A 15,495-nucleotide genomic window follows, 5' to 3' on the forward strand; every position below is an offset into this window, starting at 1 on the left:
ATCGGGGCCGCACAGCGGCCCCGGTCGATTCACCCGCCTCCATGATTGCGCGCGAACGTCTCCTCCCCCATCGCCCGTATCTGCCCCTCGATCAGCGCCTCGAAGGGCCTGAGCAACGCATCGAATTGCCCCTCCCCCTCAAGCTCGTTCAATGCCTGCACCACAGCCTCTATGGTCGACAGCGCTTCGGCCGCTGGCGCCTTGCGCACACGGTAACGCGATACGCCACCGCCGCTCAAGGTCACGCGGGGCAGCGCTTGTAGGGCCGGGTTGAGGTACAGCAGCTTGCGCGCCTTGCGCCACGTGGCGTCGGGTACCACCAGCAATAGTGGCCTTGGATCTTTTGCCGAACCTGTATCGGCAAGCGCCATCGCCGCCTCCCCCGGAAACAGCAACACCGGCCGGTAATCGGGCATGGCCAGCCAATCGGCCAGTTCGGAGAACACTTCGCCCACCGCCAACTGCGCATTGGCCAGGCCCAGAGCGGCCAGTCGCGCCGTATTCAAGGCATGGGTGCTCTCGCTGGGGTGCTGGAGCAACAGCACGCGGTGGCGGCTATGAAGGTAGGGGATCAATGCGCAAAGGCAGTGAGTCAGCGGGCGCAAGCAGCGCTCGCAGCGAGGTCGGGACATGGGCTTCTCCTGGGCGGCAGCAGTGTGCCACAACTCAGGGACAATCCAGCGCTTGGCCCGACCGTGAAAAAGCCGATGCCTGTTATGGCATCGGCTTTGCGATCAACGTCGGCGCGGCTGGCGCTTGCGCTGCTCGTCAGCGGGAATCGGCACCGGCTGTAGCGGCGGTGGAATGAGGCCGAGCGCGACGCCAAGGTCGTGAAGCCAGTTGTGCATACGGTCGTTCATGGTGCCCCCTTTACGGGTAAGCCTTGCGGCAAAACGTTTCAGCGATGCTTCGTACAGATCTTAGTCCGATTACTGAACTACGCACCCGACTAATCCTACAGATGGAGGTAAGTCTGCCTTGGTTCAAGGGCTGAAAGACAGTCCCGACAGTCGGCTAACTATTTCCCTTTGTTGCTGTAGAGCAAACATCACCCCTAAGGTGGCCCTCCGGATGTTCAACCCAGCCACCGCCGCAACCGTCGACGCACCCACGGCTCGGCACTGACCAGCACCACGCCTCCCAACACCAGCAACGCGCCCAGTACGAAATTCAAGCTCAGCGACTCGCCCAGCAACAGCACGCCGAACGTCACGCCAAACAAAGGCGTGACGAACGAGAACACCGCCAGGTTGGATGCCAGGTATTTGCGTAGTAACCAGAACCAGGTCAGATAGCTGACGAACGACACCACTACGCCCTGGAACAACACGCTACCGATGGCCAAGGGCGTCAGCGACACCTGGCCGATCTTGCCGCTGAACAGCGCCACCACCAGCAAACCGGCAAAGCCCACCAGCAGCTGATAGAACAACGTCAGCGACGCCGGCGCTTCCGACAGGCGCGAGCCGCGCACCACCACCGTGGTGGCGCCCCAGGCAAGGCCGGCCAACACGCCGAAGGCATCGCCCAGCAGCACCCTTCCATCCATTTGGCTCAACGACGTGCCTCCTGCGAATGCGACGGCGATACCGGCGAAGGCCAAAGCGATGCCCAGCCATTGCAACAGGCGCAAACGCTCGCTGGGCAACATGAAGTGCAGGCCCAAGGCCGTGAAGATCGGCGCGGTGTAGAGGAACACCGACATGTGCGCCGCCGAAGTCAGCTTCAACCCCTCGGCGATGAACAGGAACTCCAAACCGAACAAGGCGCCCGCCAACAGCCCACCGCGCCATGTTTCGGAGAGCTGCCCCCACTCTCGCCGCCAGCACACCAACAGGCCTACCAACAGCCCGGCGATGCCGTTGCGGAAGGCCGCCTGCATCACCGGGTCGATGTCCGGCGCAGCCCACTTGATCATGATCTGCTGACTGCCCCAGATCAGGCACAGCAGCATCATCAGCTGGAAAGCGAAGCGGTCGGGCTGTTTGCGCACCGCGGTCATGAGTGGCCTCGAAGGTGGAGCGTGGGCATGGTAGTGGCTCGTTAAGACAGGAAAGCGGCGATTATCCGGTGCTAGCCTGTGACCCGCCAGGGTTTACACGAAAAGGTTGGAGCAAAGGCCGACACCCCCGAAGTTATTCAGTCGGTAATCAAGCTGGAGTCAGAACTTCATAGGAGGGGCACAGTGATGCTTCGGCAAACCTAATGGAAAGTGTTATAGGTACGGCCTTCCCGCGCTGCAAGTTGCCATGTTACAAGCCCTTGAACCGCAAAGGCCATTCGACCTACGTTCGGATTACAGGGAGACCAAAATGACTCTTGAAGATCAGGTGCTGACGGATATCGAGAGGTTCAGTCCTCGACCCAGGGTCATCGAAGACTGGGAGCCGATAGCCGACATACTGTCCAATGCGTTTCCTTGGAAGGGCTCGAAGATCGCATGGGGACAGTTGGATTGGCATAGCGCAGCGCCCATCGATCTGGGCCAAGCGGACTGCGCGCCGCAATTGAATGCCTTCCTGAAAACAGGCGACGTGTTGAACGCCCTGCCTGACCACGAGCAGATTTTCTATATCAACGACGCGGCCCTGAATGTTGCGCTGTCGATCAGGCCTGAGATTTTTCCGGAGTTTTTGGCCTATGTGGTCAACGACATCCCACAGCATCATTACTTTTTCGACTCATCCGGAACATGGTGCTTCGCGGTGACTGCCGAGGGTTACGTGGATTTCGGTGGCATGGCGGCATGCGCTGACCCTTGAGCCGAGCCGACCAGGCTTCCGCCTTATGCATGACGAACGGAAGTTCGAGCATGCTCCGACTTCGTACCCGCACCCTGCCCCCTCTAGTTAAAAGGACAAACAACGGTGGATTTGCAAACCCTTCTCCATCAGGTGCATGACGATCAAACGTTCCTACGCTTTGCGCGTGCGCTCATGGCAGATAAAACCGCACACTCTTCCGAAAGCACGGAGTGGCAAAACGATACGGTCGAGGGATTCCTGGAAAGTGCCATCGCCTGGGCCGAAGACAGTGACTTCGGGATCGGCCAAGGCCTGCAGCCGTCCAATCCGTGGCAGCAGTTCGCGGTTTTCCTGTACTGCGGCAAGATCTACGAATGATCGACCCCCTTGAGCAGCCTCCAAGCGGACGGCGATCTGTTGCGAACTCAGTAAGCTGAAGCCAGCGAACACAAGACACAAGCCGTGGCGCCCCTGCATCGGGGCGACCACGGCATCGTTCCTACAGATGAAGCCCGTCAGCTCACATCTATTGGCACGCCCCTCCGGAGATTTGCGCTTTAGCCGAGACCTGTTCGAACGTGGTCGGGTCCAAGGCATCGGGCTGCTCGTCCAGCACCTGGCGCGGATGCTCGAACCCTGGAATGCTGCTGTCGATCAAACTCAACAGCCGCGAACCGGTTGGCGTGAGCACGAAGTTCTCGCCATTGCCACCCTCGCTTTCCGGACGATGGTCGATGAAACCACGCTCGAGCAGCAGTTTCTCGTACTCGCAGGCACGGCTTTTGAGCGCATCGACATCCCCGACCGGCTCGCCGGCGGCGGCTTTGGCAGCGGCATGCTGTTCGGCATAAGGGCGTGGCGTGAAGTTTTCGCCCGCACCGTTTTGCACTTCATGGAGCAGGCGTTCGATCAGGTCCCAGTCATAGGTAGACATCGGCGTAACCTCGCGAAGCAACGGATGAATGACATGCTTGGGACCGGCACGGCGAGGCGGTGTTCAGAACGATGCAGACTGACTACTCAGTCAGTTTCGTTGAACTTCGTCGATCATGGCAGCTCCACCGCCCATCACTGCAATGGAGGATGCACGATGAAACCCCTATCGAACCTGGCCTGCGCCGCCGCACTGCTCTGCGCCCTGCCCGCCTGGGCCTGCACCCCGGAAGAAGCCACCGCCAAACGCGAGGAACTGGCCGGCTTGGTCACGCAACTGACCGAACAGAATCCGCAGAAAGCCAAGGAGATCAACGAGGAGTTGCAGAACATGCAGCTGGACAGCGCCAGCAAGGACTTGCCGGACAAGTGCCAACTGATCGACCGCCGCGTACAGGAGTTGAAAGCGGCGGAGAAGAAGACCGGTTAAGGGATCATCGTCAGGGCACTGTCCGTGCCCTGACGTATACCTCGTTTACTCAGCAGCCGGCGCGCGCTTCTTCAGCGGTGCCATGCCGTCCGCGCTGGCCAGCGGCGCGTTCTTCTTCGGCTTGGCGGTAGGCTTGCGCTTGGCTGCCACCTTCTTGTCACCCGCTTTCTTGTCACCGGCCTTCTTGTCGGTCTTTTTCTTCTTCACGCCAGCAGCCTTGCCCGACGCCTTGACCTTCTTCGGCCCGCTGTAAGTACCTTTGACTTCCTTGATCACCCGGCGCTCGAACTGCTGCTTGAGGTAGCGCTCGATGCTCGACATCAGGTTCCAGTCGTTGTGGGTGATCAGCGAAATCGCCAGGCCTTCCCCACCCGCACGGCCGGTGCGGCCGATGCGGTGCACGTACTCGTCGCCACTGCGCGGCATGTCGAAGTTGATCACCAGGTCCAGGCCGTCGATGTCCAGGCCACGGGCCGCCACGTCGGTAGCCACCAGCACCTTGGAGCCGCCTTCCTTGAAGCGGTCGATGGCCTGCTTGCGGTCTTTCTGGTCCTTGTCGCCATGCAGGACGAAGGCCTTGATGTCCTTGGCCACCAGGTGGCCGTAGATGCGGTCGGCCATGATCCGGGTGTTGCTGAAGATGATGGCCTTCTTGAAGGTCTCGTTAGCCAGCAACCACTGGATGATCTGCTCTTTGTGCTGATCGTGGTCGGCGGTGATGACCTGCTGGCGGGTGCCCTCGGCCAGTTGCGAGACACTGTTGAGCATCAGGTGCTCGGGTTCCTTCAGCACCTTGCCGATCATGTCGCGCAGGGCAGCGCCGCCGGTGGTGGCGGAGAACAGCAGGGTCTGCTCGCGGTTGGCGCATTCATGGCACAGGCGCTCCATGTCTTCGGCGAAACCCATGTCGAGCATGCGGTCGGCTTCGTCGAGCACCAGCACCTGCACGTGGGACAGGTCGAGGTTGCCGGCGTTGAGCTGCTCGAGCAGACGGCCCGGGGTGCCGATCAGCACGTCCGGCACCTTGCGCAGCATGGCGGCCTGTTCCTTGAAGTCTTCCCCGCCGGTGACCAGCCCCGCCTTGATGTAGGTGAACTGGGCGAAGCGCTGCACTTCCTTGAGGGTCTGCTGGGCCAGCTCACGGGTGGGCAGCAGGATCAAGGCACGGATTTCCACGCGCGGGCCTTTGAGGTCGATCAGCCGGTTGAGCATCGGCAGCACAAAGGCGGCCGTCTTGCCGCTACCGGTCTGCGCGGTCACCCGCAGGTCTCGCCCTTCGAGGGCCAAGGGAATGGCCGCCGCCTGCACCGGGGTCGGCTCGACAAAATTCAGCTCGGCCACGGCTTTGAGCAGGCGTTCGTGCAGGGTGAGTTGGGAAAACACGGAGGTAACCTCGGACAAGTAGCGGGAATTCAGTTGCATAGGGTAACGTTTTCCGCCGAAGGAGCCGAGTTTCTTTTGGCAAACTCCCTCCCCCGCGTGCACGCCGAGTGCACACCACACCGCTACACAGGCTTTGCTGATTGCTATGAACTTCCAACAACTGTGGACCGACGCCCTGGATGTCTGGGGCACCCTCGACCAACACCCCATGCTGCACGCAGGCCTGGGCCTCGCCGTGCTGCTGTTGATCGCCTTCCTGCTCGGCCGCCTGGCCCGCTTCGTGATGCTGCACGGCGCCCGTCTGCTGGCGCGGCAACCAGCGCTGCGCTGGGTCGACGACCTGCGCCACAACAAGGTGCTGCACCGCTTGGCGCAGACCGTACCGTCGCTGGTGATCCAGTTCGGCCTGAAACTGGTGCCGCAACTGGGCGCCACCGCCGAGCACTTCCTCGACAACGTCGCCCTGGCCACAACGCTGCTGTTCCTCAGCCTGGCGCTGTCGTGCCTGCTCGACGCCCTGCTCGACATCTACGCCCGCACCGAACACGCCCGCACCCGCTCGATCAAGGGCTACGTGCAACTGGCCAAGATGGTGCTGTGGGTGTTCGCCATCATCGTCATCGTCGCCACCCTGATCGACCGCTCGCCGCTGTTGCTGCTGTCGGGTTTGGGCGCCATGTCGGCGGTGCTGCTGTTGGTCTACAAGGACACGCTGCTGTCGTTCGTGGCCAGCGTGCAGTTGACCAGCAACGACATGCTGCATGTGGGCGACTGGATCGAGATGCCGCAAGTGGGCGCCGATGGCGACGTGGTGGACATCAGCCTGAACACGGTCAAGGTGCAGAACTTCGACAAGACCATCGTCTCCATCCCCACCTGGCGCTTGATGAGCGAATCGTTCCGCAACTACCGCGGCATGCAGCAATCGGGTGGGCGGCGGATCAAGCGCGGCTTGAGTATCGACGTGTCCAGCGTGCGCTTCCTCACCAGCGAAGAGGAACAGCGCCTGATCAACGTGCGTTTGCTGGGCGACTACCTCACCACCAAGCGTAAGGAGCTTCACGAGTGGAACGAGGCCCAAGGCCTGGGCGAGGAACTCGCCGCGAACCGCCGCAAGCTCACCAACATCGGCACCTTCCGCGCCTATGCCTTGGCCTATCTGCAGAACCACCCCGACATCCATCAGAACATGACCTGCATGGTGCGGCAGATGGAGGCCACCGCCGAGGGCGTACCGCTGGAGCTGTACTGCTTCACCCGGACTACGGCGTGGGCGGAGTACGAGCGGATTCAGGGGGATATTTTCGATTACCTGCTGGCGGTGTTGCCGGAGTTTGGGTTGAGTTTGTATCAGCAGCCGACGGGGCGGGATATGCGGGTGGGGTTTTCGGGTGGGGAGCGGGTTGTGGAGCGCTTGGAGCTACAGAAGCCTGGATATCGGGAGCAAGTCGAGCAAATGGAAAGTTAAAGGACTGGGCCAGATTGATACCCGCCAACCAAGCGCCGGCTTCGTGTAAGAGCGGCTTCAGCCGCGATGGCCGGCGCAGCCGGCCCTGTTCAGCCTGTGTGATTGTAGTGGTCAACTCATCCGGGACACGGTTTTGAGTTTTTCTTGGGCTTTCGCTGGCCCCAGTCCATCGTTGAGTTGATGGGTCGGACCCAGTTGCAGTGGTTCATCAGGTATTGGCTGATGTCTCGTTGAGCTTGCTGCCCAGTCAGGTACCCCGTGGTCGGTATCAACTCTGATTTCAAACTGCGAAATACTCGCTCCATCGGCGCATTATCCCAACAGTTGCCCCGGCAGCTCATGCTCTGGCGCATGCGATAGCATCACAGTCTTTGGCGGAACTGACGCCTGCCATATTGCGGTCCCTGATCGGAGTGGAACAGTAATTCTTGAGGCTTTCCGCGTTGTTCGTAAGCCACGTCTAGCGCCCTGACCACGAGATCTGCGTCCGGCCTTTCTGATAAGGCCCAGCCCACCACTCTGCGTGCATAGAGATCCAGGACGACTGCTAGATAGTGCCATTTACCCTGCGCCCAAACGTAAGTGATGTCGCCGCACCAGACCTGATTTGGCGCCTCGATATTAAACGCTCAATTCAAGACACTCGGAATATCTAGCCGCTCCACTGTAGACTCTTGGTACGCATGCACCCCGGCTGCTTGCTTACCAACGCCGACTCATGCATCTGCGCACCTTAAATCGTCCGATTTGCTCACTCTCTTCTTGCATCATTGCCTTGATGCTGCGGCTGCCGGGCGCACTTCGCCCCTGCGTGACTAGCTTATTCACTCCACTGCGCAACCGCAATCGCTCAACGTCCGGAGTTCGTCTTCTATGACGATGGGCGCAGTAACTTGAGCGGGTGACTTCGAACACTTCGCACAAACAATCAACGGGCTCATGGGCGCTGAGCTGACGGATCAGCGAGTACGCTCGAGATCTTCCGACATCAAGAGCGCGGTAGCCTTTTTTAGTATCGATTTCTCGCGTTCAAGGCGCATTATCCGAGCTTCGAGCTGTTGGACTTTTTGCTGCTCTGGGGTTAACGCTTTGCTGGCGGGCGTGATACCACTCTGCTCAATGAAACAATTTTTAGGTTACCTCTAGATATTTTATTGGCAATACGTAAAAAATCCCAACCCGGCAACCTAAAAGTAGAGTAGTTCAATGCATTTCGAAACCTGGTGACCGACATCAAATTTAACGCTTCAATATCTTTTTCCAGAATTTTAATAGATCTTTTTATTTGATCAGCGCGCTGCCGGCAAGAGCCAATGTGTGACTGCACCACTCCTGAAAAACGCGAATATTGGGCCAGCGCATCCGCATCAACTAGAGCAAGCTCGTTTGAGCCATAAGCTTCTCCAGCAGTAGTTTCACGTAAAGCTTTTAAACGTTTCTCCGAACGGTTAGCATAATCAATAAATGCTGAAAGCCCAGCCAACTCACGCTCAGACCTCTCGATTTCGGCCTCCTCCTTATCTAGATCCTTTTTGTAAGCGTCTAGCAAATCAGATGCTGCACAGATCTGACGCCCAACAAGCTCTTGATCAATATATGGAATACTCATTACCCCTCCTACCTTAGCGTTTGATCTTAACTGTAGAAATATTTTTTATCCTACACTAGCTGTTAATGCAACGGAAAGTCCCGCCCTCATGGCACTCCATTGCTTGCCGATCACGTATCACCAGGTACGCTAGTGAGTCATCAAGCACATTCAAGCGTATTTATCATCATTGTAGGAGCCTTTAATGATCGTCACCGGCTTTATATCCTCACATCTTCGCGGTACGCTTTCATTCGCAAATCACCTGAAAGCGCCTTAAAAACCCCAAAGAATCAGCTGTATTCACCCTGCAGCCCAGGTACGGCAAGGCCTTCAGAACTACAAAAAAACTTTGAGTCCCGTTAGTGGATCACGGAGATACGGATGGCAATCACAGCAGTGATCTTTGACGCCTTCGGCACAACCCTGCCGATCGGGACACCCATACACCCGTATCGCCGGCTGCTGCGAGAGGGCGCGAGGCATGGCCGACGCCATACCCCAGGCGACCTCCATAAACTGATGGCTATTGATGCCGAGCTTCGAGAGGCTGTTGGCATCCTCGGCATTCAGGTTACTCCGTCACGCATGGCTGAAATCGAGTCTGACCTTCAACGCGAAATCGAATCGATCGAGGTGTTCCAAGATGCATGCGATGCGATCGCCCTCCTCCATGAGCGCGGCATAGCTACCGCCGTCTGCAGTAACCTAGTTGCTCCCTATGAGCCGGCCGTAAAGAAGCTACTGCCAGATCTCAACGCCTATGCATTAAGTTGCGAGCTCGGGTTCACCAAGTCTGATCCAGCGATCTACCGTACCGTGTGCTACGATATTGGAGTTGTGCCTGGTCACCTGTTCGGAAATTCGCCTCAGGTAGCACTGATCCGAGGTTCATCGCGATGCGATCGAGATGGGTGTCGAACTATTGGCATCAAAGGCTTTCATCTTGATCGATCCGGTGCCGGCGCTTTTGGAAATTTCATGAAATTCGCAAAACTCGTTGCCGAGCAGTTCGCCAGAGAACTGGGGTGATGAAGCACCCATCTCCAAACACGGCCGGCATCTACTGTGGAGCAACGACTTCAATGTTCATCCCGCCTTCCATCTTGACTCGCGCTGAAGAACTATTAAGAAATACAGCTGAATTGAGTGACCTAGTTGCACCCTAAACCGCCATGAGTCTTTCGGAGTTCTTTGAGTCCAATGCAAAATTCGGCGAGGAGAAGAATATCTCAGCAAAAAAACTGCAGGTATAAAGAGTGCAATCATTGATCCACACATGGACACTCGCCACCGCACTGCGTCATTGCTGACCTATCACTCTGGGAATTTTTAATAGGAAGAATTTCTGTAAAGTTCATGCGCTCACAAGCCTCAAAGGAGATTTTGAGTTACTAGGACTTCACCCCCATCTTTGAGATATCTCCAAAGCTACCTGGCAGTGGTACAAAAACACAACGACGCGCGGAAGGAAAACTTGCGACCTGCACTGAACGAAAACGTTTTCATAGACTTAATGCTCAATGAGTGCATTACAGAATGCTGATCGAATCCTTCATGCTTTTAACCGAAAGAATTTGCAGGAGCGCGTGTGTTGAATCTATTGATCCTAGGTGCTCAACCTCAGATAGAATTCGAATTTTTACTGGATTACATTCTAAAGACGCGGGTATGAACTCATTAGACTGATAAAGCTCGGAATGGTAGTGAGTTCTTCAGACAACGCTACTTGGATTGAGCAAAGGCTGCCAGCTTGATTCGCAAAGGATGTCCTGTCGCTTGGGTTGCATCACGCTCACGAAACCTAACGCGGATGTTATCCATGCAGATCCAATTCTTTGCGCCCATAGGGTGTCAGTGGCTGCTGTGTGAGTGCAGAGCCTCCCATTAGGTATAGGGAGGGTAGAGACAGTGGACATTTTCATGACAAATTGCCATCATCGCCACTGCTGGAGGTCGAGAATTTGTACTAGAAGCATATCGAATGCCTAGCCAAAACTCTCATCAATAGAACTATAGGGAATTAAGAGTGGCCGCTAAGAGCGTAATACCGACTAAGCGTAAATCGAATCAAGATCAGCTTGTTCTTTTTATACATGGCTTATCAGGGTCAAGTGGAACTTGGGACACCATGCTGCAAGTCCTAGTACAATGTACCGAACTAAGCCACATCGCTTATGATTGTTACACTTATCCGACCTCTTTAATCAGGCTCCCTTTTGGCAAAAAAATGCCGAGTGTGCAAGAAATCGCACATGGATTAAAAAGCTTTATCGAAGGACACTACCCTGAAAAAAAACATATAATACTTGTAGCTCACAGCTTAGGCGGATTGATATCGAGACATTTTATTCTCGAGTCTCTGAAATCCAAGCATGAGCACAGAATTGCCGGCCTCATTCTATACGCTTCACCACTTTCCGGCTCGGGCTGGGCATTTGCATCGAAGTTCTCATGGAAGCATGCTCACCTACAACAGCTGAAATTTAAGTCTGACTTCCTAAGTGGAATGAACAATGACTGGATAATGATGCAAGTTGAAACGAAAATTAAAACCTTTCACGTTGTAGCTGGCATAGATGCAATTGTTTCCCCTGAAAGCACCCTCCCTTATATCGGCCAGAAAAACAACGCAACTATAATTGGTGAAGGCCATATAAACATCACCAAACCTACCAGCCTTGAAGACCTCCGTTTCGTTTACCTAAAAAACTTTTTAGTGAACACACTAAGGAAGAACGAAAATATCGCAACACCCACAAAACCCCAATTAGATACCGCCAACACGTGCAATGACGTCCTTTTCGATTTTTACACAAACTCTGTTGAACGTTTTTATCATGAGAGGAAAGAGGACTCCGTGTCAGCCACCGCCGCGCAGTCTTCCAATCTCTGGATCTCAGGCCCACCTGGTATTGGGAAAACGGCGGTATTAAGACGACTAACCTTGATGTCTGGTTGGACGTTACAGCATGTAATACTTGATAGCTATAGAGACCTATCAGCTCTTGAGCTGATGAGGGAGATATGCAATTTATTGTTAGATAGATGCGGTATCGAGACTATACTTCCAAAAGATTCCACGCAACAGACTGTGCTTAACGAATTCAGGAAGGCTATCTGTCGACTCTTATCTAACAAACCACTTGCAATTTTGATTGAAGAAATCCCACTATCAAGCGGTCATGAATACTCTAAATTCTTGAATCTTTGCTATCAGCTAACTCTATTAACAGAGAGCCTGAATGATCAGAGCAGAGTTATTTGGCTATATTCATCAATCTGCAATCCTAAATTCGACATCAAATCTGGCCACCCCAAAATATATGAAAAAATCCAATTTATAGAGTTCGACCCCTGGCATTCTGACGATATAAAATCTCTCATAGACTTAATAACTAAAACGCTACCAATACAAGTGAGCGATGAGGATCTCAGAATGATCGTGCAAGACAGCAAAGGAATTCCGCGATATGTGAAAATGCTATTTAGGAGAGCGCGCAACGAGGTCGGCTCTCAAAAAGAATTTTCTGAAATATCGTCGTCTGTTCAACAGGATTTGGCATTATGAGAACACGTAACTTGCGACCTTGCACAATTATTCCGGACTGCTTATATGTGGAACGCGCTGCGGATAGGCAACTGCGAACCGTCATTGACGACATGGGACGTCCCGCATACATATTAGTGTCTCGACAGATGGGCAAAACGAATTTACTCATCAATATGAAGCGTCAGAGAACCGATGACATAGTACTTTATCTTGATCTATCGAATCGTTTTGACTCCGCGAAAAAGTGGTTCCGAAATGTAGTCGACTCACTAATCGACTCCTTCCCACAATATTTCGAAAACTGTGAAGATAAAGTCCAAGTGCAGCGTGCAAGCTCAGGCTTTGAGCCGAATGTCGAGTTTGATCGACATCTCAGACTGCTACTCAGATCCTGTGATAAGCGAGTTGTCATTGTCCTCGACGAAATCGACTCCCTCGTTGGGTGCAACTATTCCGATATTGTCCTTGCTCAGATTCGGAGCATGTATTTTTCCAGAGCAAACCATGTTGAGTATACCCGCCTCACCTATGTCTTATCTGGGGTAGCAGAACCTTCCGATTTGATTCGCGACAAGAATATCTCACCATTCAATATTGGCGAGAAAATTTACCTTGAGGATTTTAATCGAGCAGAATTCGATGCATTTATTACAAAAGCCGGACTCGAATTTCCGCAAGATGTTATTGACAAAATATTCAGCTGGACAAACGGAAACCCGAGGATAACCTGGGATCTTTGCAGCGAAATTGAAGACCGGCTTCTAAACGGGGAACTGATTGACACCACCACCGTTGATAAAGTCGTCGACAAAATCTACCTAACTGAGCTCGATCGGGCGCCAATTGATCACATTAGAAATTTAGTTGAAGCAGACACGCACATTCGCAACGCCATAGTTGCCATACGATATTCTAAATGTGAAGCATTAGACGACAAAATTAAAAGCAAACTTTATCTTGCGGGGATAACTAAGCCCGTAGATTTCGGAAAACTAAAAATCAAGAATAGAGTAATTGATGAAGCTTTGTCTGACCGATGGATCGAGCAGATATCTAGCGCTGAAAAATCAATTTTGATTCTCGCTAATGAAGCATACAACTCCGGTAACTACGAACAGTCAATCCAGTACTATGAAGAGGCTCTTGGAGACACAAACAACCCATCAACTGTAAGTGATATAGCCCGATTAGAACTAGGCCTAGCCTACTTATGGACAAAACAAAGCTCTAAAGCAATTGCGCAATTCACTATCGTAGACCAAAGCTCAACCGATCTCAAAGTAATTCAATTGAGTAAGCTTCACATCGGCACGGCTTACATTAGCGCCCAGAACTATACTGAAAGTATTCCTTCACTACAACAGGCTGCATCTGGCGTGGATCACACCACAGCCGTTAATGCAAAATTAAACTTGCTCGTTGCCTATTTAAAGTCTGGAACGGAAGAAAATCTTGGGATTGCTGAAAACCTCTCAGAAGAGTTAGTCAAAACTCTTGAAGAAAAAGCAAATGACCGCTTAGACGTGTCACTAGCGACCGCACTTTACCATCAGTCGACCATTTACGAAGCTTTAAAAAACCCATCTAAAACATTGGCCTGCATTGAAAGTGCACTATCGCACGCGCCTATACCATTGAAGCCATTCCTGCTGTTAGCGAAAATAGAAAAACACCAAGACAACAGCAAAAACTGCGAAACGCTTACAGAGTTCGTAACGCTAATCAGTGAAAATACAATCCCCCTTTCGGAGGTTTCGGATTCTGTTCTAGGCCTGAGTAAGTCAACGCTCGCGAAAGGCCTGCATCGCATATCTGAACTGAGTGATCCTCTAGGGTTTGATAATTTCCTCAGCATCATAAAATCAAAATACTTCCGACCCAGCTTCAGCAAATTTAACATCATAATCAATCTTGCGGAAGAGACGACTACAAGCGATCCAGATTTAGCGTTCGAATTACTGGTCAAGTGCGCCCAACATTATTCAGACGCAACAACGCCGATTGAGAGCACAATTAAGCTTTATAGAAATCTGGCCACCTATAGTTGCTACAAACCAGATGATCAATGGAGCATGAATTATTTAAGGCTATTGGGACAGAGCTGCCCTGAGGAGTTGATTGCTGGCGATGACATCACCGCAACAGTTGGAATTATTGTTCAACTCTGGACTCGTGGAGACGTAAACATTGGCGAGTCTCTCACTATATGGAAAAAGTTTGAAGAAAAATCCCTTCAAACCGACCCAACTCAATCGGCCGCTCTGCTCTTTTTAACAATGCTACATGAGAAAAATAAAGACACAGCTTACGAGTACGGAACTAAATTCATAAAAACCGTTTCATCAGTCGACGAAGAAAACACCTCGCAAATCTGGGGACCATTGAAGAAACAAGCCGAGCAAATAATTACTTCTTACGAGACATCTAGACTGAAGAATATAGGCAGAAATTCAAAAGTGCTTGTTCAATATTCCAACTCTGAACGTGTTGAAAAAAAATACAAATACGTCGAAGACGACATCAAAACCAAGAAATGCGCTTTGATTGAAGTGACAGTCTACTAAGACTAGCATCATTGATGCAGAGTGGAATGGCTATACAACCAACTCTACTCTGCATTTCACTCTTATCTACCGGGCAGGAAGCCGGCCAGCTCCAAACGGCATCCGGATGGCCAATGAATGAGTGCACCACCGATACAAACCCGAACCACCGGTAGACGGTTTATTTTGCCCTTGGAGACGAGCTTCGCGGGCCAGCCAACCCTCTACTTCGTCAGAGCCGTACTCGGTTTTCTGTTCTTTCAGCAGCTTGTGGTTTCCACTTTTAGTCTCAATGATCTCGCCGTTGTGGGAATTCTTGTACTGCTTGACCTGACGTGCGCGACGCGGGAACTTCTCGACAACAGCAGGGACTGAGGCATGACGGCCGGCCTGAGGATCCAACATGTTGATCACATCACGAAGGCTGCAGCCGTACTCGGCCAGCAGGTCACGCAGTTACGTTCCTAATACAAGATCTTCACGCGGTTACGGGACTTGTTTAGGAATACGAAAAGTACCGAATCGAATACCTCCACTTTTATGTCCAGCTCCACCAGCGTGGTGAGGCCGTCGATAAATTTTCGGAAGTCCACCGGCTTGGGATAGAGGTACAATTTTTCGACTTTAGCGTCGGGTCGCATCATGGTGTGCCGGCTCCAGAAAGAAATTGGGAGCGCAGCATCGGGCACCAGCGAAGCGCTTTGAAGGTGGGGTTCATGGAGCCCTTACTATCCAACAACTCGTGCGCGCGTTTCATCTTTGGCCATGCAGAGACATTCGACGTCGGAATCATCATCAATGGCAACCCAAAGGGTGAACCGGCCATTGAAGCGGTCTCTGTTACGACACCGGC

14 protein-coding genes and 2 pseudogenes are annotated in these 15,495 nt (G+C 53.1%); 7 read left to right on the top strand and 9 right to left on the bottom strand.

The window, feature by feature from the left end:
- Positions 1 to 29: 29 nt before the first annotated feature.
- The 3 genes from B4M43_RS18425 to B4M43_RS18435 form a co-directional block, all read right to left on the bottom strand.
- Complete coding sequence (locus tag B4M43_RS18425; RefSeq protein ID WP_296268893.1) at positions 30 to 632, bottom strand: tRNA-uridine aminocarboxypropyltransferase; 603 nt, start codon at positions 630 to 632, stop codon at positions 30 to 32.
- 102 nt (positions 633 to 734) lie between these two features.
- Complete coding sequence (locus tag B4M43_RS18430; RefSeq protein WP_296268894.1) at positions 735 to 860, bottom strand: PA1414 family protein; 126 nt, start codon at positions 858 to 860, stop codon at positions 735 to 737.
- Between the two features lie 215 nt (positions 861 to 1,075).
- The gene (locus B4M43_RS18435; RefSeq protein WP_296268895.1) at positions 1,076 to 2,002 is read right to left on the bottom strand and encodes a DMT family transporter; all 927 of its coding nucleotides are present in this window, start codon (positions 2,000 to 2,002) and stop codon (positions 1,076 to 1,078) included.
- A gap of 310 nt (positions 2,003 to 2,312) precedes the next feature.
- Between B4M43_RS18435 and B4M43_RS18440 the strand changes: the two genes are divergently transcribed.
- Positions 2,313 to 2,762 (top strand): hypothetical protein, encoded by a 450-nt coding sequence (locus B4M43_RS18440; protein ID WP_296268896.1) that lies wholly within the window; start codon positions 2,313 to 2,315, stop codon positions 2,760 to 2,762.
- Positions 2,763 to 2,867: 105 nt separating this feature from the next.
- Entirely contained in the window at positions 2,868 to 3,122 is a 255-nt protein-coding gene (locus B4M43_RS18445; RefSeq protein WP_296268897.1) for a DUF7660 family protein, read from the top strand.
- Positions 3,123 to 3,270: 148 nt separating this feature from the next.
- Here B4M43_RS18445 and B4M43_RS18450 read toward each other — a convergent pair whose 3' ends face one another.
- Positions 3,271 to 3,678, bottom strand: a complete 408-nt coding sequence (locus B4M43_RS18450; protein WP_296268898.1) for a transcriptional regulator — start codon at positions 3,676 to 3,678, stop codon at positions 3,271 to 3,273.
- A 156-nt stretch (positions 3,679 to 3,834) separates the two neighbouring features.
- Between B4M43_RS18450 and B4M43_RS18455 the strand changes: the two genes are divergently transcribed.
- The gene (locus B4M43_RS18455; RefSeq protein ID WP_296268899.1) at positions 3,835 to 4,107 is read left to right on the top strand and encodes a hypothetical protein; all 273 of its coding nucleotides are present in this window, start codon (positions 3,835 to 3,837) and stop codon (positions 4,105 to 4,107) included.
- 45 nt (positions 4,108 to 4,152) lie between these two features.
- Here the strand turns inward: B4M43_RS18455 and B4M43_RS18460 are convergent, their stop codons facing one another.
- A complete protein-coding gene (locus tag B4M43_RS18460; protein ID WP_296268900.1) occupies positions 4,153 to 5,529 on the bottom strand; it encodes a DEAD/DEAH box helicase in 1,377 nt (458 codons plus the stop codon).
- A 106-nt stretch (positions 5,530 to 5,635) separates the two neighbouring features.
- On the opposite strand from B4M43_RS18460, the gene B4M43_RS18465 reads away from it, so the two are divergent.
- Positions 5,636 to 6,958: a mechanosensitive ion channel family protein gene (locus B4M43_RS18465; RefSeq protein ID WP_296268901.1), complete on the top strand. Its 1,323-nt coding sequence runs from the start codon at positions 5,636 to 5,638 to the stop codon at positions 6,956 to 6,958.
- A gap of 111 nt (positions 6,959 to 7,069) precedes the next feature.
- Here B4M43_RS18465 and B4M43_RS18470 read toward each other — a convergent pair.
- Both B4M43_RS18470 and B4M43_RS18475 read right to left on the bottom strand, forming a co-directional pair.
- Positions 7,070 to 8,076: pseudogene (locus tag B4M43_RS18470) on the bottom strand (IS3 family transposase); the annotation flags it as partial.
- Positions 8,040 to 8,567, bottom strand: a complete 528-nt coding sequence (locus tag B4M43_RS18475) for a hypothetical protein (protein ID WP_296268902.1) — start codon at positions 8,565 to 8,567, stop codon at positions 8,040 to 8,042. The gene B4M43_RS18475 and the pseudogene B4M43_RS18470, both read right to left, overlap by 37 nt.
- Positions 8,568 to 8,930: 363 nt before the next feature.
- On the opposite strand from B4M43_RS18475, the gene B4M43_RS18480 reads away from it, so the two are divergent.
- The 3 genes from B4M43_RS18480 (at position 8,931) to B4M43_RS18490 (ending at position 14,663) form a co-directional block, all read left to right on the top strand.
- Positions 8,931 to 9,578 (top strand): HAD family hydrolase, encoded by a 648-nt coding sequence (locus B4M43_RS18480; protein ID WP_296268903.1) that lies wholly within the window; start codon positions 8,931 to 8,933, stop codon positions 9,576 to 9,578.
- A gap of 997 nt (positions 9,579 to 10,575) precedes the next feature.
- Positions 10,576 to 12,117: an alpha/beta fold hydrolase gene (locus B4M43_RS18485; RefSeq protein ID WP_296268904.1), complete on the top strand. Its 1,542-nt coding sequence runs from the start codon at positions 10,576 to 10,578 to the stop codon at positions 12,115 to 12,117.
- Positions 12,114 to 14,663, top strand: a complete 2,550-nt coding sequence (locus B4M43_RS18490) for an AAA-like domain-containing protein (protein ID WP_296268905.1) — start codon at positions 12,114 to 12,116, stop codon at positions 14,661 to 14,663. The genes B4M43_RS18485 and B4M43_RS18490 overlap by 4 nt, the downstream gene beginning before the upstream one ends.
- 189 nt (positions 14,664 to 14,852) lie before the next feature.
- Here the strand turns inward: B4M43_RS18490 and B4M43_RS18495 are convergent.
- A pseudogene (locus B4M43_RS18495) lies at positions 14,853 to 15,098 on the bottom strand (histone-like nucleoid-structuring protein, MvaT/MvaU family); the annotation flags it as partial.
- An 8-nt stretch (positions 15,099 to 15,106) separates the two neighbouring features.
- Complete coding sequence (gene tnpB, locus B4M43_RS18500; RefSeq protein WP_349681658.1) at positions 15,107 to 15,286, bottom strand: IS66 family insertion sequence element accessory protein TnpB; 180 nt, start codon at positions 15,284 to 15,286, stop codon at positions 15,107 to 15,109.
- Positions 15,287 to 15,495: the final 209 nt, after the last annotated feature.

Origin of the sequence: Pseudomonas sp. UBA6562, from assembly GCF_002434265.1 — a bacterium.
Classification (GTDB): domain Bacteria; phylum Pseudomonadota; class Gammaproteobacteria; order Pseudomonadales; family Pseudomonadaceae; genus Aquipseudomonas.

Excerpts from the sequence above, each read along its gene's own strand:
- B4M43_RS18425 (WP_296268893.1), bottom strand. The coding sequence starts at position 632 with ATGTCCCGACCTCGCTGCGAGCGCTGCTTGCGCCCGCTGACTCACTGC.
- B4M43_RS18430 (WP_296268894.1), bottom strand. The coding sequence starts at position 860 with ATGAACGACCGTATGCACAACTGGCTTCACGACCTTGGCGTCGCGCTC.
- B4M43_RS18435 (WP_296268895.1), bottom strand. The coding sequence starts at position 2,002 with ATGACCGCGGTGCGCAAACAGCCCGACCGCTTCGCTTTCCAGCTGATG.
- B4M43_RS18440 (WP_296268896.1), top strand. The coding sequence starts at position 2,313 with ATGACTCTTGAAGATCAGGTGCTGACGGATATCGAGAGGTTCAGTCCT.
- B4M43_RS18450 (WP_296268898.1), bottom strand. The coding sequence starts at position 3,678 with ATGTCTACCTATGACTGGGACCTGATCGAACGCCTGCTCCATGAAGTG.
- B4M43_RS18455 (WP_296268899.1), top strand. The coding sequence starts at position 3,835 with ATGAAACCCCTATCGAACCTGGCCTGCGCCGCCGCACTGCTCTGCGCC.
- B4M43_RS18460 (WP_296268900.1), bottom strand. The coding sequence starts at position 5,529 with ATGCAACTGAATTCCCGCTACTTGTCCGAGGTTACCTCCGTGTTTTCC.
- B4M43_RS18465 (WP_296268901.1), top strand. The coding sequence starts at position 5,636 with ATGAACTTCCAACAACTGTGGACCGACGCCCTGGATGTCTGGGGCACC.
- B4M43_RS18475 (WP_296268902.1), bottom strand. The coding sequence starts at position 8,567 with ATGAGTATTCCATATATTGATCAAGAGCTTGTTGGGCGTCAGATCTGT.
- B4M43_RS18480 (WP_296268903.1), top strand. The coding sequence starts at position 8,931 with ATGGCAATCACAGCAGTGATCTTTGACGCCTTCGGCACAACCCTGCCG.
- B4M43_RS18490 (WP_296268905.1), top strand. The coding sequence starts at position 12,114 with ATGAGAACACGTAACTTGCGACCTTGCACAATTATTCCGGACTGCTTA.
- tnpB (WP_349681658.1), bottom strand. The coding sequence starts at position 15,286 with ATGATGCGACCCGACGCTAAAGTCGAAAAATTGTACCTCTATCCCAAG.